The following is a 19,268-nucleotide window of genomic DNA, read 5'->3' as shown; positions in this document are numbered from 1 at the left end:
GCGATGATGCCCGATGGCGGGAGGGAAGTAAATCAATTTTCCCGGGCCCGGAGGAGAGAAACGGGAACGGGGGTGATGCATCCCCCGTTCCGTGGCCGGCACGGCCGGCCGCAGACGATCAGGCGGTCTTTCGGTGCGGTCTGACGACGATGAGGTACAGCGCGGAGAGTCCCACGAGGATGTAGACGATCGTTTCGAGGACCGGCACTCGTCCAAGGATGATCTTGACGAGGTTCCAGTGCCCGACGCCCCACAGCCCCCAGTTGAGTCCCCCGATGATCACCAGGATATAGGCGATCCAGTCGACCGGGTTCCATTTCATGGACGTACCTCCTTTCTGATTCCGGTATAGGGAGAAACACCCACGCGAGTAAAGCGTTTTTTTCGTTTTGCCGCACGATTTCCGGATCGCCCGCCGGCCGCCGAAACATTTGACCGCCGCGGTTCCGGCGGCTATCCTTACCCGGTGACACCGGATCAGCGCACCGCGTAACCGAAAGGACACGGCATGTCAGAGACCCCGACGAAGTTGCGCCCGGAAGCCTACCGGGAGCTCGCAGCCGGCGAGACCTACCTTCCGATCGTCCCGGCGTCGGCGAGCCCCTTCGAGGTGACCGTCCGTTCGCTCGCGATCGGCGTCGTCATGGCGATCGTCTTCTCGCTCGCCTCGGCCTACCTCGCCCTCAAGACGGGGCAGGGGATGGAGGCCGCGATCCCGATCGCCATCCTGGCGATCGGCCTCGCGAACCTCTTCGCGCGCAAGAACACGATCCTCGAGAACGTCATCATCCAGTCGGTCGGCGCCGCGTCGAGCGCCGTGGTGGCGGGCGCGGTCTTCACGATCCCCGCGCTCTACATGCTCGACGTCGATGTCTCATTCTGGCACATCTTCCTCACGGCCTTCTTCGGCGGCTGCCTCGGCGTGCTCTTCATCGTGCCGCTGCGCAACTACCTGATGGTGAACGAGCACGGCAAGCTCCCCTTCCCCGAGGCGATGGCCACCACCGAGATCCTCGTGGCCGGGCAGAGTGCCGGGCAGCAGGCCGTCACCCTCGTCTGGGCGGCCGTCGTCGGATTCGTCTACGATCTCTGCATCCTCACCTTCGGCTTCTGGCGGGAGATCATCACCTTCCACGCCGTCGGCGTCGGTCGGTGGATCGAGGAGCGCTTCTCGATGGCCTTCCGCATCGACGGGCTCTCCGCGATCGTCGGCCTGGGGTACATCGTCGGGATCAAGTACGCGTCGATCATCGCCGCGGGCTCCTTCCTCTCCTTCCTCGTCCTCGTTCCCCTCGTCCACTACATCGGCGGGTTCGTCGCGGGCGGGACGGCCGTCGCCGGGATGAGCGTCGACGACATCTTCGTGGAGTACGTCCGCCTGATCGGGATCGGGGGCATCGCCGGGGCGGGCCTCATGGGGATCGTCCGTTCCCTTCCCTCGATCGGACAGAGCTTCGCGCTCGGCATCAGGGGGATCGCCGCGGGCCGCAGGGAGGAGCACGAGGAGATCAGGACCGAGCGCAACATGCACATGCGCGACGTCCTCATCGGCATCGTCGCGATCGCCGTCTGCCTGTGGCTCTTCTTCCGGGGCGGGGTGGCGAATTCCCTCGTCGCCACGATCGGCGTCCTCATCGCCCTGGGGATCTCCTTCCTCTTCACGATGGTCGCCGCGCGCGCCATCGGGCTCATCGGGACCAACCCCGTCTCGGGGATGACCCTGGCCACGCTGATCATCACGAGCGTGATCCTCACCCGCATCGGTCTCTCCGGGAAGCCGGGGATGTTCGTGGCGATGATCATCGGCGGGGTCGTCTGCACCTCGCTCGCCGTCGCGGGCGCCTTCGCCACCGATCTCAAGATCGGCTACTGGATCGGGGCGACGCCGCGCAGGCAGCAGACGTACAAGTTCGTCGGCATCCTCGTCTCGGCCGTCTTCTGCGCCCTGGCGATGATGCTCCTCGCGAACACCTACGAGCTCGGCTCGCTCGAGATGCCGGCGCCCCAGGCCTCGGCGATGAAGGAGATCATCTACGGGCTGATGGGGCCCGAGGCGGGCGTGCAGTGGATCCTCTTCTCCTTCGGCGTCATCATATCGGTGATCCTCGCGATGAGCGGCGTGCCGGCCCTCGCCTTCGCGCTCGGGATGTACCTGCCGATCCAGCTCAACACGGCGGTGCTCCTCGGCGGGATCGTCTCCTGGTTCGTCGGGCGGTCCTCGCGCGTGGAGAAGACGGCCAAGGAACGGAAGGAGCGGGGCATCCTCGTGGCGAGCGGGTTCATCGCCGGCGGCTCGATCGCCGGGGTCGTCGCCGCGGTGATCGCCGCCCTCAAGTGGGACCGTTTCCTCGCCGTCTCCTACGGCGCGAACGCCGGCGAGATCGTCGCGATCGTCATGCTGGCCGCACTGAGCGTCTTCATGTACCAGTACTCGAAGCGCACGGGAGGCGCTGCGTAGGAAGCCGGACGGCGGCGGAATCCGCCGGAGCGGCGAGGCGCCGCGGTGGTACAGCCGGGGCGAGCGGAGAATTGCAGACATTCCCGATCGTTCGCAGAAAGGAGCGCACGATGCGCATGCGCCCATGCCTGACAGCCCTTTTCGCAGCCGCCTTCGCGGCGTCGACTCTTCTGCCGGGTGCTATCCGGGCGGAGAAGGTCTCCCTCGGCGCCGGGCCCCTGGCGCCGCCCGCCCCCGTCTGGATCATCGGCTCGTACGATGACGCGGGCAGGGCCAACATGATGACGGCCTCGTGGGCCGGCGTCTGCGCTTCCGATCCCCCCTGCGTGACCGTCTCGATCCGCGAGTCGCGATACAGCTACGGCAACATCGTGCGGCGGGGCGCCTTCACGGTGAACGTGCCCGCCGAACGCCACGCCGCCGCCGCGGCCTTCTTCGGAACGGTCTCGGGGCGCGACGTAAACAAGCTCGCGGCGACCGGGCTCACCGCCGTCCGCGGGGACTCGGTCGACGCGCCCGTCATCGCCGAGTTTCCGCTCGTCATCGAATGCAGGGTCGTCAGGACCGTCGAGGCCGGCTCGCACGTGATGTTCATCGGCGAGATACTCGACGTCCGGGCGGACCGGGAGATCCTGGGCAAGGACGGACGGGTCGATCCGGCGGCGCTCGGCACCTTCACGTTCTGCGCCGGAAACCCGCATTTCTGGGCGACGGGTCGCTCGCTCGGCGCGATAGGCGACCTGCAGGCGACGATCGAGCGCTGACAAGACGTGCGATGGCCGCGAAAGGCGTCCGCGAGGGGCGCGTGAGCTGATTCCGCGCGGGGGGAACGCGAGACGGGGCATGCCCGCGCGGGCCGATTCTGCTATATTCCCCCCATGGACGAGCGCGAGATCATCAGGCTCCTGGACGACGCTGAGGCGACCGCCGGACTCTGCGCCCGCGCCGACCGCGAGCGCCGCCGCGTCCACGGCGACGTCGTCCACCTCCGCGCGATCGTCGAGTTCTCCAACCGCTGCGTCGGCCGCTGCGCCTACTGCGGGCTGCGCTGCGACAACGATCTCGTCAGCCGCTACGACCTTTCCTGGGAGACGGTGATCGAACGGGCCGGTTGCGCCGCGGCGGACGGCTTCCGCACGATCGTCCTGCAGTCGGGGGAGCATCCCGGTCTCGACGTCGAGGGCCTCGGACAGACGGTCGCGGCGATCAAGGAGCGGTTCGACGTCGCCGTGACCCTCTCGGTGGGCGAATGGCCGCGGGAGGTCTACCGGGCGTGGCGCGAGGCCGGCGCCGACCGGTATCTCCTCAAGCTCGAGGCGGCCGACCGCGAGCTCTACGGCACGCTCCACCCCGGGATGAGCTGGGAGAACCGCCGCCGCTGCATCGACGACCTCCTCGCCCTCGGGTACGAGACGGGGAGCGGGAACATCGTGGGGCTTCCCGGGCAGACGGCGGAGCATCTCGCCGCCGACATCCTCGACTGGGCGCGAACGCCCTACGACATGATCTCGGTCTCGCCGCTGATCCCCGCGGCGGGAACCCCCCTCGGCGATCTCGATCCGCCCCCCATCGACCGTGTCCTGCGCGTCCTCGCCCTCGGGCGGCTCGTCGCACCCGGGGCGCACATGCCCTCGACGACGGCGATGTGCGTCTACGGGCGGCAGGCCCGCGCGCGGGCGATGCGATCGGGGGCGAACGTCATCATGATCGACTACACGCCGCGCGAGGCGGCGGCCGCGTACGAGATCTACGAGCGGGCCGCCTGCGGCTCGACCGAGTCGTGCCGCGAATGCACCGCGGCGACCCTCGACGAGCTGGGGCTCTCGGTCGGCCGCGGGCGCGGCGGGGGGATCAGGCGCCGCTAGCAGTACACGTCGCGCTCGCCGCGCTCGATGCGGCCGATCTTCTTCTCCAGCGCCGAGCGCGGACCGTTCTCCGTGCCCCTGAGCAGTTCCTCGATGAGCTTCGTGCCCACGAGGCGCGTTGCGGGCGACGCGAAGTCCTCGAGATACTCCTTGAAGGTCAAAATCGCGTTCGGCAGGCACATGTTCTTGATGTCGCCGTGCTTGGCGAATTCCATGAAGGTCTCGCCGGTGCGGGCCGAACGGTAGCATGCCGTGCAGAAGGAGGGGACGTAGCCCGTCTTCGCCAGCTCCAGCACGACCTCGTCGAGCGAGCGGTTGTCGAAGATCTCGAACTGCTGCTTCTCCTTCTCCGTCTCGACCGTCGCGGGGCCCTTGCCGTAGCCGCCGATGTCGATCCGCGTGCCGCCGTCGATCTGCGAGACGCCGAGGCGGATGTACTCGCGCCGGAGCTCGGGGCGCTCGCGCGCGGTGAGGATCAGGCCGGTGTAGGGGACCATGAGCCGCAAGACGGCCACGAGCCGCTTGAACTCCTCGTCGGAGGTCTTCCAGCGCGAGTAGCCGGTGAAGGGCGTGTTGATCGCCGGCTCGAGCCGCGGGAAGGAGATCGTGTGCGGCCCGACGCCGAAGACGCGCTCCATGTCGAGCGCGTGCATGAGAAGGCCCATCACCTCGAAGCGCCAGTCGTAGAGACCGAAGAGGGCGCCGACGGCGACGTCGTCGAGTCCGGCCTCCTGCGCGCGGTGGAGCGCGTAGAGCCGCCACTCGAAATCCCCCTTGCGGGTGTTGGGCGGGTGCACCTCGCGGTATCGGCCCGGGTGGTAGGTCTCCTGGAAGACCTGGAAGGTGCCGATCTCGGCCTCCTTGAGCCGCCGGTAGTCCTCGACGCTCAGGGGGGCGGCGTTCACGTTGATCCGGCGGATCTCCCCGTGGCGGTCCGGGGTGCGGGTCTCGTAGGCCGCGCGGATCGTCTGGACCATGTAGTCGACGCCGTAGGCGGGATGCTCGCCGTAGACCATGAGCAGCCGCTTGTGCCCGACGCTCTCGAGGGCGCGCACCTCGCGGGCGACCTCCTCGGGGCCGAGGGCGATGCGCGCGCACTCCTCGTTGCTCCGCCGGAAGGCGCAGTACAGGCAGTCGTTCTGGCAGAGGTTCGAGACGTAGAGGGGGGCGAAGAGCACGATCCGCCGCCCGTAGATGTCTTCCTTGATCTTCCGGGCGAGGGCGTAGATCTCTTCCCAGAGCTCGGTGTCCTCGCAGCCGAGCAGGACTGCCGTCTCCGTGGGAGTCAGCCCCTCCTTCTCGGCCGCGCGCTCGATCACGTCCTCGACCGTCTGCCGGTCGGCACGCCGTCCCTCGGCGAGCAGCGACTCGATCCGTTCGACGTCGATGAACCCGGTCATCGGCGATCCACCTCCCCACGCCGCTTTACGCGGCGTTCTCCGGTCCCCCGTCCGCCCCGCCGGGCGCGCGCGGCAACCACAGGGTGAACGTGGTGCCTTCGCCGGGTGACGATGTGACTTCGATGCGGCCCTTGTGCGTCTCGACGATCGCACGCACGATGGAGAGTCCGAGCCCCGTTCCGGGGACGTCCTTCGTCTCGGCCGACTTGATACGATAAAAGGGTTCCCAGATGCGCGCAAGCGATTCCCGATCCATGCCGACGCCCGTGTCGGTCACGGTCGTCTCCACCCCGGCCCCCGATTCGCGCATCGAGACCGTGACGCGGCCGCCGGGGCGGTTGTACTTGATGGCGTTCGAGAGGAGATTGGTGAACACCTGCCCGAGCCCCGGCTCGTCCCCGACGACGGGGGGCGCCCCGTCGCCGGCCACCTCGACGGCGATCGATCGCGCCCGCCAGTCCGGCTCGAGCGAGGCGACCGTCTCCCGGACGAGTCCGACCAGGTCGACCGGCTCGAAGCTCCGCCCGGCCCCCCGGGTCTCCTGGCGGGTCATCGCCAGAAGGTCCTTGACCATCGTCACGAGCCCCTCGAGGCGGCCGCGTGCCCGCGCGAGGTACTCGCGCTGCTTTTCCGGGTCGGCGGCGTAGCCCTCGAGGATCATGTCGATGAACCCGATGACCGCGCCGACGGGCGCCTTGACCTCGTGGGAGACGATCCGGACGAAGTTCGACTTCGCCCGGTCGAGCTCGGCCCGGTCGGTGACGTCCCTGATGCTGATCGTCCGCCCCGAGATGCCCCCCCTCGGCCCCGGGACCGGGGCGGCGGTCACCGAGAGCGTCTGCCCCTCGGCGACGCCGGGGGCCTCGATCGTCGTGTGGATCGCCTCCTCGATCGTTCCGTCGAGGAGCCGCGCGATCGCCTCGCGCAGCTCCCCGGCCGGCAGCTGGGCGAGGAAGCCCGCGCCCGTCTCGAGCGCGGGCTCGGCGAGCAGGCTCAGGGCGGCCGTGTTGAAGAGGGCGAGCTCGCCCGCCTCGTTGACGACGACGACGCCCGTCGTGAGGTTGGAGAGGATCGTGCTCGTCCGGCTGCGCTCGCCGGCCAGCTCGAGCAGCCGCTCCTCGCGCTCGCGGCGCAGGCGGTCGGCCTCCTCGAGGAGGAGACGCCGCTCGGCGGCGCGGGCCACGACGGCCCGCAGCGCCTGCGGGGTGAAGGGCTTCGGCAGGAAGTCCCACGCGCCCCGCCTCGTCGCCTCGATCGCCGTCTCGAGGCTCGCGTAGGCCGTGATCACGATGCAGACCGTGCTCGCGTCGATCCCGTGGAACTCCTTGAGCAGGGTGAGGCCGTCGACGTCGGGGAGCTTGAGATCGACGAGACAGACGTCGAACGGCGCCGGCGTGGCCAGCGCGATGGCGCCGGCGCCGTCCCCGGCCGTCTCCACCTCGTAGCCTTCCCGCTCGAGGATCCGCTTCGCGCCGGTCCGCATCCCCCATTCGTCGTCGACGACGAGGATGCGGACGGCCCTCGTATGCTCAGCTGCGCGCTGCATTGCCCAGGAGGTTGCCGACGCGCTTGACGAGTTCCGGGAAGGGGATCGGCTTGTCGACGTACTCGTCGGCGAGGATCCAGTCCCGTTCCCCCTCGGTGTCGATGCCGAACTTGAAGCCGGTGGCCTCGGTGACGGCGGTGAGCATCAGCAGGGGGATCGACTTCGTCCGGTCGTCGTTCTTCAGCTTGCGGCAGAGCACGGCGCCGGCGTCGACCGTCTCCATCATCAGGTCGATGACGGCCGCGTCGGGCGTCTCCCGGAGCGCCGCCTCGAATCCTTCCTTGCCGGACGCCGCGGTCACGACCTCGTGGCCGGCCGCCGAGAGGACTTCGGTGCCCATTTCCCGGAAATCGGGATCGTCGTCGACGAGCAGAACCTTAGCCATGACAGGTCTCCTTCGGGCCGGGTCCGTTGTGGGGGGGAACCCGGCGCGGCATCCGGCCCGAGTCGCCGCGCGGGTCCCCATCGGTTCAGCAGTGCGTCGTGCTGCGTTCTCCGTCGTTCTAGCCGTCATTGAAGGTGTCCTCCCCGGCCGCCGTCTCGCCGAGACCGTAGGGGATCTCCACCCGGAGCGTCGCGCCCCCGGCGTTTCCGTTCCGCGCGGCGATGTCGCCGCGGTGGAGCTTCACGATCCCGTAGGCGATCGCGAGGCCGAGTCCGGTGCCCTTGCCGATCGGTTTCGTCGTGAAGAACGGGGTGAAGATCCTCGAAAGCGCGTTCTCGGGGATCCCCGGCCCGTCGTCCACGATCTCGATGACCGCCCGGTCGCCGTCGGGGGAGCGGTAGAGCCGCACGACGATCCGGCCGCGCCGTTCCATCGCCTCGAGGGCGTTCTGGACGACGTTGAGGACGACCTGGCGGACCTGGTCGGCGTCGACGGCGATCTCCGGGATCGGGGCGGTCTCGAAATCGAACCGGACGGCGGCGTTCTCCGGCGCGCGCACTGACGGCTCGATCGTATCCCGGAGGAAGCTCTCGAGGTCGACGTTGGAGAGGACGAGCTTGTTCTGCCTGGCGAAATCGAGGAGGTCGGCCACGATCCGCCGGCAGCGCTCCGTCTCGCGGACGATGATCGAGAGGTCCTCGCGGTTGGGATCCTCCCCCTCGAGGGATTCGAGGATCATGTGCGAGTAGAGCAGGACCGTGCCGAGCGGGTTGTTCACCTCGTGCGCGACGCCCGCGGCGAGCTGGCCCATCGCGGCCATCTTCTCGTTCTGGATGAGCTGCTGCTGCGCGTCGCGGAACCGCCGGTTGCTCTCCTCGAGCTGCCCGAGGGTCGACTCGAGCTGGTCGACCGTGTAGGGGAGGCACATCTCCGATTCGGCGAGCCCGCGGAGGACGTCGATGGCGTGCTCGCGGCAGGAACGGTAGCCGCAGGCCCCGCAGTTCAGCTCGTCCTTCGGTCCCGTCTTGCCCATGCGCCGCAGCTGCTCGTTGATCTGCTCCTCGGAGGGCATCGGCAGCCGGCGCGTGTCGGCCACGAAAGAGCGGCCGAGGTCGATGCCGGCGGTCGCGGCCATGTTCCGCCGCCACGCGTCCTCGTCGAAGCGTTCGCGGTGTTCGCGGTAGTACCGCAGCACGCTGTCGCGGTTCCTGAAGATATCCTCGCGGTCGCGGCAGAAGGGGCCGTTCACGCAGCCCTCGCAGAAGAGGATGTCGAGGAAGCGCGGTTCGATCACGCCCTCGCCGAGGCTCTTGAGGAGCGGGATCGCCCGGTTCTTCCCCTCGGCCACGATCACCTCGTTCTCCTCGAGGTCGCGGGCGACCCCCGCGGAGACGAGAAGCCCCCCCGAGACGGGGAAGAGGCGCCCGCGCCACGCCGCCGGGCCGTCGAACGCGGCCGGCTCGCAGGCCACCGGGTCGATGCCCCGGTCGGCGAACATGCCGCGCAGCTCGCGGAAGGTGAGCACCGCGTCGACGACGCCCGCCACCGAGGGATCCTCCGCCTCCGACTTCTTGGCGACGCAGGGGCCGATGAAGACGACCCTGGCCTCCGGATCGAGGCGCCACTTGATGAGGCGCGCCATGGCGATCATCGGCGAGACGACCGGCGAGAGCCGCGGGATGAGATCGGGCATGTACTTGCACACGTAGAAGTAGATCGAGGGGCAGGGGGTGGTGATCTGCGATCCCGTGGACGACTCGTAGATCCGCCCGTACTCGGCCGCGACCATGTCGGCTCCGAAGGCGACCTCCATCACCTCGTCGAATCCGAGCGCGCGGAGCGCGCCGACGAGACGGTCGGGGGGATCGCAATCGACGTAGGAGGGGAAGGAGGGGGCGAGGATCGCGATCGTTTTCGTCTCGGGGTCGGCGAGCATGGCCGCCGTCGGGGCGGTGCCGTCCTCGACCGATTTGGCTCCCTGGCTGCAGACGCTCACGCAGTGGCCGCAGGACAGGCAACGGTCCTCGAGGACCACCGCCTGGCCGCCGGAGATGCGCACGGCGTGCGCCGGGCACTCCCTGACGCAGGTGAAGCACCGCTTGCATCTCTCGCCGATCGTGTGTACGACGCCTTTCATCGCCCCGGCCTCCTCACGCGTTGAAGAGCGTTCGCTCCGTGTAGGTCGTGTGCAGCAGCTCGTGGCTCTTCTCCGAGAGCGGCCTGCCGAGGACGTTCCGGTAGAGCGCCGCGATCTCGGGATTCAGGTGGCTGCGCCTGACCGGCATGCTCCGGTCGACCACGTTGAGGGCGCTCCTGCGCAGCCGGGCCGTCTCGGCGTCGGCGTAGGGCTGCCCGCCGCCGTTGATGCACCCGCCCGGGCAGGCCATGATCTCGATCATGTGGAAGGTCTCCCCGGCGCGGACCCGTTCGACGAGCGCGCGCGCGGCGGCCAGCCCCGAGGCCGTCGCCACCCTCACGCGCGAGCCGGCGACGTCGACCGTCGTCTCGCGGATCCCGGGGCCGCCGGTCTCGAAATCGAGGGAGGCGAGTTCCTCGCCGGTCAACAGCTGGTGGACGGTGCGCAGCGCCGCCTCGAGGACGCCACCCGAGCGGCCGAAGATCGCCGCCGCGCCGGTCGAGGCGCCGAGGGGGTGGTCGAAATCCTCCTCGGGCATCGCGGCGAGATCGATGCCGAAGAGCCGGAGGAGGCGTCCCGCCTCGCGCGTCGTGAGGACGGCGTCGACGTCGCCGATCCCCCCGTCGCCCAGCTCTGGCCGGCCCGCCTCGTACTTCTTCGCCGTGCAGGGCATCACGGAGACGACGAAGACCGTCGCGGGATCGATGCCCGCCTCGGGCGCCCAGCAGCCCTTCACGACGGCGCCCAGCATCTCGTGCGGCGACTTGCACGTGGAGAGGTTCGGCAGGAGCTCGGGCCAGTTGTGCTCCATGAACTTCACCCATCCCGGCGAGCAGCTCGTGAGGAGGGGCAGGGGGCCGCCCTCGCGGAGGCGCTTCACGAACTCCGAGCCCTCCTCCATGATCGTGAGGTCGGCGGCGAAATCGGTGTCGACGACCCGGTCGAACCCGACGCGGCGGAGCGCGGCGGCGAGCTTGCCGGTGACGACCGAGCCCGGGGCCATGTCGAAGAGCTCGCCGATCGACACGCGGATCGCCGGCGCCACCTGGACGACGGTCGTGACGGCGGGGTCGGCGAGGGCGGCGAGGACCCGGTCGATGTGCGAGGCCTCGTGGAGGGCCCCGGTGGGGCAGGCGTTGATGCACTGGCCGCAGAAGGTGCACTGGGTCAGCCCGAGGGCGCGCCCGAAGACCGGCTGGACCGTCGTGTCGGCCCCGCGCCGGGCGAAGTCGATCGCGCCGACCCCCTGGATCTCGTTGCAGACGCGCACGCACTTGCCGCAGAGGATGCATTTCTCCGGCTCGCGGACGATCGCCGCGTTGGAGGAGTCGGGGAGGCGCCGCGCGTATCCCCTCGGCACCTTGATCCGCTCGATCGAGTACTCGCGGGCGAGGCGCGCCAGCTCGCAGCTGTCCGACTTGAAGCAGGTCGTGCACTCGCTCGGGTGGGCGGCGAGGAGGAGCTCGACGATCGTCTTCCTGGCCCGGAGCACGGCCGTGGAGTTCGTCGTCACCTCCATCCCCTCGGCGACCGGTGTGGAGCAGGAGGGGACGAGCCGGCCGCCGACGTCGACGACGCAGATCCGGCAGGCGCCGTTCGGCTCGAGGCCGTCGATGTGGCAGAGGGTGGGGATCTCGATCCCGAGGCGCCTGGCGACCGAGAGGATCGTCTCGCCCCGAGCCGCCCTCGTCTTCGTTCCGTTCACGGTGAGATTCACTGACATCGCGTCCTCCGCCTTTCTACGAGACCGTCACCGCATCGAACGTGCAGGTGTCCGCGCAGGAGCCGCAGCCGATGCATTTCTCCTCGACGATGTAGTGCGTCTTCTTCGGCGACCCGACGATCGCGTTCGCCGGGCAGAGCTTCTTGCAGCGGCCGCAGCCGACGCAGGCCTCAGGGTCGATCGCGTACTCCCTGAGGGCCGTGCAGACCCCCGCGGGGCAGCGGCGGTCGTAGAGGTGCGCCTCGTACTCGCCGCGGAAGAACTTCAGGGTGGAGAGCACCGGGTTGGGCGCCGTCTGCCCGAGCCCGCAGAGGGCCGTCTTCTGCACGTCGCGGGCGACGCGCTCGAGCTCGATGAGCCCGGAGAAGCGGGCGAGCGCGCCACCCTCGTCGGGATCGCCCCACCGGGTGGTGAGCTGCTCGAGGATGTGGCGCATCCGCCGCGTCCCCTCGCGGCAGGGGGTGCACTTGCCGCAGGATTCCTTCGTGGTGAAGTCGAGGAAGAAGCGCGCCACGTCGACCATGCAGGTCCCCTCGTCCATCACGACGAGTCCGCCCGAGCCCATCATGGCGCCGATCCGCTTGAGCTCGTCGTAGTCGACCGCGGTGTGCCAGAGGTCGACGGGGACGCAGGCCCCCGACGGGCCGCCGATCTGCACGGCCTTGAGGGCAAGCCCCGTCTCGCTCCCGCCGCCGATCCCCTCGACGATCTCGCCGATCGAGATCCCCATCGGAACCTCGGCGAGGCCGCTCCGCTCGAGCTTGCCCGAGAGGGCGAAGACCTTCGTGCCGGGCGAGCCCGGCGTCCCGACGGCGCGGAAGGCCTCGGGGCCGTTCGACACGATCCAGCCGATGTTGGCCATGGATTCGACGTTGTTGATGACGGTCGGACGGCCGAACAGCCCCGATTGGGCCGGATAGGGGGGGCGGGGGCGGGGCATGCCGCGCTTGCCCTCGATCGAGGCGAGGAGCGCCGTCTCCTCGCCGCAGACGAAGGCGCCGGCGCCCATCTTGATCCGGATGTCGAAGGAGAAGCCGGTGCCGAGGATGTTCTCGCCGAGGATCCCCGCCTCGCGCGCGTCGGCGATGGCGGTCTCGAGCCGCCGGATGGCGAGCGGGTACTCGGCGCGGCAGTAGATGTACCCCTCGGCGGCGCCGATCGCGTAGCCGCAGAGGGCCATCCCCTCGATCGCCGCGTGCGGATCGCTCTCGAGGACCGAGCGGTCCATGAACGCGCCGGGATCGCCCTCGTCGGCGTTCATGACGACGTACTTGCGGTCGGACTGCTCGCGGGCGGCGAGCTTCCACTTCGTGCCCGTGGGGAAGCCGCCCCCGCCGCGGCCGCGGAGCCCGGAAGCCTCGATCGTGGCGACCGTCTCCCCGGGCGTCTTCGCGGTCAGCGCCTCGAGCAGGCCGCGGTAATCCTCCCGCGCGATGGCGGCGGAGAGGTCGTCCGGATCGAAGCGCCCGACGCGCGAGAGCACGATGCGGCGCTGGGGCCTGAAGAAGGGGTGGTCGGCGACGGCATCGATGCCGTCGATCGGCGGGCCGTCGTCGAAGCGGAGGAGGGCCCGGGCCGCGTCGTGCCGGCCGCCGGCGAGGACCGTGTTGGCGATGGCCGGGACCTCGGCCGGGGTGACCTCGCCGTAGAGGACGCCCGGTCCGCCGGGAAGCTGGATCTCGACGAGGGGCTCCATGCGGCAGAAGCCGAGGCAGCCGGCCTCGTGGATGTCGGCGTCGATGGTGCCGGCGGCGGCCGCCTCGCTGAAGGCGGCGAGGACGTCGGCGGCGCCGGAGGCGAGGCCGCAGGTGCCCGTGCCCACGAAGACCTGCGGGCGCTCGATCGTCTCGCGCCTGAGCAGGCGGATCGTCTCCGCCGCGTCGTCGTTGTTCCCGAAGGCCCACGCGAGGAAATGCCCCGGCCGGCCCGCTTCCTCCCAGCGCCTGTACAGTTCGCCGGTCATGCGTCACCTCCGCGCGAGATCGCCTCGGCGAGCTCGACGAGCCCCTCGGCCGTCACGTGCCCGTAGAAGCGGTCGTCGATCATCACGGCCGGCGCGATCGAGCAGGAGCCGAGGCAGGCGACCTCCTCGACGGTGAAGAGCCCGTCGCGTGTCGTCTCGCCCGATGCGACGCCGAGCGCGCGGCAGATCGTGTCGAGTATCCTGGCGCTGCCCTTCACGTGGCAGGCCGTCCCGCGGCAGACGCGGATCGTGTGCTCGCCGGGGGCGGTCAGGCGGAACTGGTTGTAGAAGGTGGCGACGCCGAAGACGGCGGCCGGCGTCGTGCCGACCTGCTCGGCGAGGTCGAAGACGACCTGCTCGGGGATGTACCCGAGCGTCGCCTGGACGCGCTGGAGCGTCGGGATGACGAGATCGTGGCGCCCGCGGGGGACCTCGCCGATGATCCCGGTGATTTCTCGTGCGCTTGCGGCTTCCGGATGCATGGTCACCTCACTTCCCGTGACGGCGCGGCGGATTGCCGCACCCCGTCGGCCGGTCCGGGACATTCCGTCGCAGTCCCCCGCCGGCCCCCGTACCCTGTAACTCGAATCCCTGTATTCTGTTGTCGTTGTTTCGCGTCATCCTGTTCAGCCTCCGCATGGGGAGACTGCAACGATGGTGCCAATCGTAACGCCTTGCAATATAACGAGATATGAGGCCAGGCGCGCGGGAGTGGGTTATCCTGTTGTCAGGCTGTGAGTTCGGTCGTCGCGGGGGCGCGGCAGCGGACGGCGGCGGGGCGTCATGCCTCGTCGTCGTCCCAGGCGCGGAGCTTGCGCTGGATCGTCCGGCGGTCGATGCCGAGGATCTCGGCGGCGCGCGTGCGGTTGCCGCCGGCCTCCTCGATCGTCCGTTCGATGTAGCGCCGCTCGAGCTCGTCGAGGGTGAGGCCGGCGGGCAGGTCGATCCCCGCGAGGGTCGCCTCGTGCGAGGCGATCTGGCGCGGGAGGTCGCGGGCGCGGATGATGCCGCCCGTGGCGAGGATGACGAGCCGCTCCATCACGTTCTCCAGCTCGCGGACGTTGCCGGGCCAGTCGTAGACGATGAGCTGATCCATCGCGGCCCCCTCGATCCGCGGCGGCGCGATCCGGTACTTCTTCCCCGCCTTCTCAACGAAGTAGGTGACGAGGAGCGGGATGTCGTCGCGGCGCGCGGCGAGCGTGGGGACCTGGACCGGCACGACGCTGAGGCGGTAGAAGAGGTCGTCGCGGAAGCGCTCGCGGCGGACCATGTCCTCGAGGTCGCGGTTGGTGGCCGAGACGACGCGGACGTCGACGGTGTGCGTCGTGTCGGAGCCGACCGGGCGGATCTCCTTCTCCTGGAGGAAGCGGAGCAGCCGGAGCTGGGTGGGCAGGGGCAGGTCGCCGATCTCGTCGAGGAAGAGGGTGCCGCCGTCGGCCGCCCGGATGATCCCCTCGCGGGAGGCGTTCGCCCCGGTGAAGGAGCCCTTCTCGTGGCCGAAGAGCTCGGCATCGATGAGGGTGTCGGGGATCGCGCCGCAGTTGACGGCCATGAACGGGCCGGTGCGCCGCGGGGAGAGGTTGTGGATCGCACGGGCGAGGAGCTCCTTCCCCGTGCCCGAGGCGCCGGTGACGAGGACGGTCACGTCGCGGCGGGCGATCCGGTCGGTCAGCTCGAAGACGCGGCGCATCGCCGCGGAGCGGCCGATCATGCCGCAGAAGCGGTCGCGGGAGAGGTCGCCGCGGATCGAGGCGAGCTCCCGGTTGCGCTCGACCTGCCGCAGGGCCTTCTCGAGGAGGACGCGCAGCTCGTCGAGCCGGAAGGGCTTCGTGAGGAAGTCGAAGGCCCCCTCCTTGATCGCCTCGACGATCGTCTCGGCCGAGCCGTGGGCGGAGACGACGATGGCGACGACGGTGGGGTCGTTCTTCTTGACGCGCCGGATGACCTCGATCCCGTCGATCCCCGGCATCACGAGGTCGACGAGGATGAGATCGAGACGCCCCGGCGCGAAGCCCTCGACGAAGGGCTCGCCGGCGTCGTATTCCTCGACGGCGAAGCCCTGTTTCCGCATCGCCTTGACCATGACGCCGCGGAACTCGGCGTTGTCATCGACGATCGCGACGCGCAGCGGCGCGGTGTTCATGGACGAGCCTCCGGAGCTCGGGGAAGGGGTCGAGGGCGCGTTCGAGCACGCCGGTGAGGTACGAGATGGCGAGGCCGTAGTTCGTGATCGGCACGCCGCGCTTCGTGGCTTCCTCGACGCGGACCTCGACGTGGCGGGCTGTGAGCATGCAGCCCCCGCAGTGGACGATCATCCTGAACTGCTCGAGGTCCCCGGGGTAGTCCTTGCCGCAGGACTTGACGAATTCGATCTTTTTGCCGGTGTAGGCGCGCATCCAGCGCGGGATCTTGATCGTGCCGATGTCGTCCTCGAGGGGGTGGTGCGTGCAGGCCTCGGCGATGAGCACCCTGTCGCCGTCCTGGATCTCCTCGATGGCGAAGAGCCCGCGCACGAAGGTCTCGAGATCGGCCTTCATGCGGGCGAAGAGGATCGAGAAGGTTGTCACCGCCACGTGCGGGGGCGTCTCCCGCGCGACGAGCTCGATCACCTGCGAGTCGCAGACGAGGAGTCTCGGCGGGGTCTCGAGGCCGGCGATCGTTTCGGCGATGCGGTCCTCCTTGATGACGACGGCGACGGCGTCGTTGTCCAGGACGTCGCGGATCGCCATCACCTGGGGGAGGATCAACCGCCCCTTCGGCGCGCCGGTGTCGATCGGGCAGACGAGGACGACCGCATCGCCGATGTCGATGAGGTCGCCGAGGACCGATGGCGTGCGCTTCACCGTCTTCTCGAGACGATCGATGAGGGCGAGGCGGAGCTCCTCGATCCCCTCGTCGGCGGTCGACGAGACGTAGATCGCCTCCCGAGGGGCTTTCCAGTCGGCCTCGAGGTCGGTCTTGTTGACGACGACGAGGTGGCCGGTGTTCGTTTCCTCGAGGGTGGCGAGGGCCTGCTCCTCCGGCTCTCCCCAAAGGCCGGCCTGGACGACGAGGATCACGAAGTCGGCCTTCTGGAGCTCCCGTTTGGTGAGGGACACCCGCAGGTCGCCGAGGACGCTCGGGTCGTCGAGGCCGCCCGTGTCGACGAAGACGACGGGGCCGAAAGGGAGAAGCTCGTAGGACTTGCGGACCGGATCGGTCGTCGTGCCGGGCACATCCGAGGTGAGCGCCAGCGGCTGCCGCGCGATGGCGTTCATCAGCGTCGATTTGCCGACGTTGGTTCGCCCGAGCAGGACGATATGAGGCTTTATGCTCGCCGGTGTCTTCAGCATCGTAATCAAGAATATAGACGGGTTACGCCCGCGGGCAAGGGAAAAGGGACAATTTGCCGCGGCATAAGGAGAGAAGAAAGGAATGAAGGGAACGTTGACACCCTACTCGATTGCCCCGAAAGGGATTTAGTCACCTGGCAGGTCAGGGATGGAACGGCAAGCAAAGGTGTTTGATGTAATTTCTGTCATACTACGGGATGAAAATTCTATTGAAGATTGTAAGATTATCTGTTTTAAATTGCTTGCTACACTAAACAGTCATGCAGGGGGAACAGTATGAGCAGATGCTTTATTGTTTTAATGATATTAATTATGCCGGTCACAACATCGGCAATACCTCAACTTTTCAATTGCGCGACATCGATAATCACTGGGAATAAGCCAGCATCAGTCGCGATCGAGGATTTCAATGGGGACGGGATTGCGGATCTTGCGGTGGCAAACTTCGGTATTGTTTCTGAAGACGCGGGAACCGTTTCTATTCTTATCGGGGAAGAGGATGGATACTATTCGATGCCATTCCATTACAGCGTAGGAGATAATCCAATATCGATAATCGCAAGGGATTTGAACGGTAATGGGTATCAGGATCTCGCAGTGGCCAATCACGAGTCGGAAAACGTCACAATACTATTAAACGATGGAGGAGGGACTTTTTCCTCTGCAGGAAACTATGCCGTGGGTCAAAGTCCCAGGGCAATAAATAGTGATGATCTCGATGGAGACGGCGATAAAGACCTTGTAGTGGCAAACGATTATTCAGACAACATTTCGGTTCTGTTGGGCAATGGTGACGGGACTTTTGAAAGCGCGGTAAACTATTTAATCGGGGATCTTTGCTATTCAGTGGCGATAAGTGACTTAGATGGAGATGGAGATAACGATCTCTCCGTGGCAAACGGTTATAGCGGATCCGCTTCTATACTATTGAACAACGGAGATGGCACTTTTGCCTCGGAGGGCAGCTACGCTACAGGATATCAAGCATGGTCGATAGCGAGCAGCGACTTCGATGGCGACGGAGATCAGGATCTTTCGATATCAAATGGTTCTTCCGACAACATCTCTGTTCTTTTAGGAAACGGAGACGGAACATTCGGATCAGCCGTAGAATATATCGTTGGCAACACCCCGAATTCGATTATTAGTGAGGATTTTGACGGTGACGGAAATCAGGATCTTGCGGTAAGTAACGCCTTGTCTTACAACATCTCGATTCTTTTGGGTATCGGTGATGGCACATTTGGTGAGAAGGAAGATTATGTAGTTGGAAACAATCCCGGTTCGGTCACCAGCTATGATCTGGAGAATGATGGAGATATGGACATTATAGTCGCCGATGAAGATGAAGTTTCATTTCTCATGAATCAGGGCGATGGCACATTCATTTCCGCCAGATTGCTAGAAGCGGGAAATATGCCATGGGCTATAGTCCTCGACGATCTCAATAATGACGGAATCCAGGATCTTGTGACCAATAGCTATTTTTCTAATAGTGTTGGAGTGAGGCTTGGAAATGGCGATGGTACCTTTTCCGAAATCACGACTTTTAGCATAGGCACTTCGCCGGTCGCACTCATCAGTGTGGATCTCAATAATGACGGGGACAAGGATCTTGTAACTGCGAATGATGTTGCCGATCAAGTTTCTATTCTTTTGGGATACGGTGACGGAACATTCTCGGCCGCGACTAATTTCAGCGTGTGGGCCGCTCCGATCTCTATCGCAAACGGAGACTTCAACAGCGATGGGAAAGAAGACCTGGCAGTAGCTTGCCAGAACGACAGGGTTACAATCCTATCAGGAAATGGAGATGGAACATTTTTTATTTCCAGGTTGCTCATTTCGGGGGATATCCCCAACTCGATAGTCAGCGATGATTTCAATAATGATGGGGATATGGACCTCGCAGTCGCAAATTCGGGATCGAACAATGTGTCGATATTCATTGGCAACGGTGATGGTACTTTCTTGGCGGCATACTTCCTGGGAGCCGGCGCCAATCCGAGATCTCTGATTAGCGCCGATTTGGACAAAGATGGAAACGTAGATCTTGTAGTGGCTAACATGGATTCTGACAATGTCTCTGTTCTGCGAGGAAACGGAAATGGTACATTCAACCCCGCAATAAATTATAATGTTGGAACAAAACCTATCTCGCTTAATTGTAGCTATCTGGACAATGACGGAAATCTGGATATAGTGACAGCTAACTGGACTTCTGACAATATCTCGGTTCTATTAGGTGTTGGAGATGGTACATTCACTTTTTTTTCCCACTATAGCGCGTGCGACGTGCCTTACTCGGTCTCAAGCGATGATCTAGATGGTGACGGTGATAGCGATCTTGCCATTGCGAATCGTAACTCGGACTGGACTTCCCCTGGTTTGCTAGACACCTGATAGGTTACAATTGAGCCTAAAGGAGGGAGTCCGTGAGCAGCAAGCGATATTCGCCG

14 protein-coding genes are annotated in these 19,268 nt (G+C 66.4%); 4 read left to right on the top strand and 10 right to left on the bottom strand.

The window, feature by feature from the left end:
• Nucleotides 1–118 precede the first annotated feature (118 nt).
• On the bottom strand, nucleotides 119–322 hold the full coding sequence (locus JW876_06040) for a DUF378 domain-containing protein (protein ID MBN1885065.1): 204 nt from the start codon (nucleotides 320–322) through the stop codon (nucleotides 119–121).
• 186 nt (nucleotides 323–508) lie between these two features.
• Between JW876_06040 and JW876_06035 the strand changes: the two genes are divergently transcribed.
• From JW876_06035 to hydE, 3 genes are all read left to right on the top strand, one after another.
• On the top strand, nucleotides 509–2,458 hold the full coding sequence (locus JW876_06035; GenBank protein ID MBN1885064.1) for an oligopeptide transporter, OPT family: 1,950 nt from the start codon (nucleotides 509–511) through the stop codon (nucleotides 2,456–2,458).
• 110 nt (nucleotides 2,459–2,568) lie between these two features.
• Complete coding sequence (locus tag JW876_06030) at nucleotides 2,569–3,222, top strand: flavin reductase family protein (protein MBN1885063.1); 654 nt, start codon at nucleotides 2,569–2,571, stop codon at nucleotides 3,220–3,222.
• A 114-nt stretch (nucleotides 3,223–3,336) separates the two neighbouring features.
• Entirely contained in the window at nucleotides 3,337–4,323 is a 987-nt protein-coding gene (gene hydE, locus JW876_06025; GenBank protein MBN1885062.1) for a [FeFe] hydrogenase H-cluster radical SAM maturase HydE, read from the top strand.
• On the opposite strand, the gene hydG is transcribed toward hydE, so the two are convergent.
• The 9 genes from hydG to hydF form a co-directional block, all read right to left on the bottom strand.
• A complete protein-coding gene (gene hydG, locus JW876_06020) occupies nucleotides 4,320–5,723 on the bottom strand; it encodes a [FeFe] hydrogenase H-cluster radical SAM maturase HydG (protein ID MBN1885061.1) in 1,404 nt (467 codons plus the stop codon). The genes hydE and hydG overlap by 4 nt on opposite strands.
• A 25-nt stretch (nucleotides 5,724–5,748) precedes the next feature.
• Nucleotides 5,749–7,269: a response regulator gene (locus JW876_06015; protein ID MBN1885060.1), complete on the bottom strand. Its 1,521-nt coding sequence runs from the start codon at nucleotides 7,267–7,269 to the stop codon at nucleotides 5,749–5,751.
• A complete protein-coding gene (locus tag JW876_06010) occupies nucleotides 7,253–7,654 on the bottom strand; it encodes a response regulator transcription factor (protein MBN1885059.1) in 402 nt (133 codons plus the stop codon). Before JW876_06010 ends, JW876_06015 begins: the two co-directional genes overlap by 17 nt.
• A gap of 118 nt (nucleotides 7,655–7,772) precedes the next feature.
• Nucleotides 7,773–9,791, bottom strand: a complete 2,019-nt coding sequence (locus JW876_06005; GenBank protein ID MBN1885058.1) for a histidine kinase — start codon at nucleotides 9,789–9,791, stop codon at nucleotides 7,773–7,775.
• Nucleotides 9,792–9,804: 13 nt separating this feature from the next.
• Complete coding sequence (locus tag JW876_06000; protein MBN1885057.1) at nucleotides 9,805–11,514, bottom strand: iron hydrogenase small subunit; 1,710 nt, start codon at nucleotides 11,512–11,514, stop codon at nucleotides 9,805–9,807.
• Nucleotides 11,515–11,530: 16 nt separating this feature from the next.
• The gene (locus JW876_05995) at nucleotides 11,531–13,477 is read right to left on the bottom strand and encodes a 4Fe-4S binding protein (GenBank protein ID MBN1885056.1); all 1,947 of its coding nucleotides are present in this window, start codon (nucleotides 13,475–13,477) and stop codon (nucleotides 11,531–11,533) included.
• Nucleotides 13,474–13,959, bottom strand: a complete 486-nt coding sequence (locus tag JW876_05990) for an NAD(P)H-dependent oxidoreductase subunit E (GenBank protein MBN1885055.1) — start codon at nucleotides 13,957–13,959, stop codon at nucleotides 13,474–13,476. Before JW876_05990 ends, JW876_05995 begins: the two co-directional genes overlap by 4 nt.
• Nucleotides 13,960–14,258: 299 nt before the next feature.
• Nucleotides 14,259–15,620, bottom strand: coding sequence for a sigma-54-dependent Fis family transcriptional regulator (locus JW876_05985; protein MBN1885054.1), 1,362 nt, complete (start codon nucleotides 15,618–15,620; stop codon nucleotides 14,259–14,261).
• The gene (gene hydF / locus JW876_05980) at nucleotides 15,583–16,809 is read right to left on the bottom strand and encodes a [FeFe] hydrogenase H-cluster maturation GTPase HydF (GenBank protein ID MBN1885053.1); all 1,227 of its coding nucleotides are present in this window, start codon (nucleotides 16,807–16,809) and stop codon (nucleotides 15,583–15,585) included. Before hydF ends, JW876_05985 begins: the two co-directional genes overlap by 38 nt.
• Before the next feature lie 276 nt (nucleotides 16,810–17,085).
• Here hydF and JW876_05975 point away from each other — a divergent pair, with 276 nt between their 5' ends.
• The gene (locus JW876_05975; protein ID MBN1885052.1) at nucleotides 17,086–19,212 is read left to right on the top strand and encodes a VCBS repeat-containing protein; all 2,127 of its coding nucleotides are present in this window, start codon (nucleotides 17,086–17,088) and stop codon (nucleotides 19,210–19,212) included.
• Nucleotides 19,213–19,268: the final 56 nt, after the last annotated feature.

It is taken from the genome of Candidatus Krumholzibacteriota bacterium (assembly GCA_016931295.1).
Classification (GTDB): Bacteria; Krumholzibacteriota; Krumholzibacteriia; order Krumholzibacteriales; family Krumholzibacteriaceae; genus JAFGEZ01.
The sequence above is the reverse complement of the archived record's forward strand: the minus strand, read 5'-3'. Positions and strand labels throughout refer to the sequence as shown.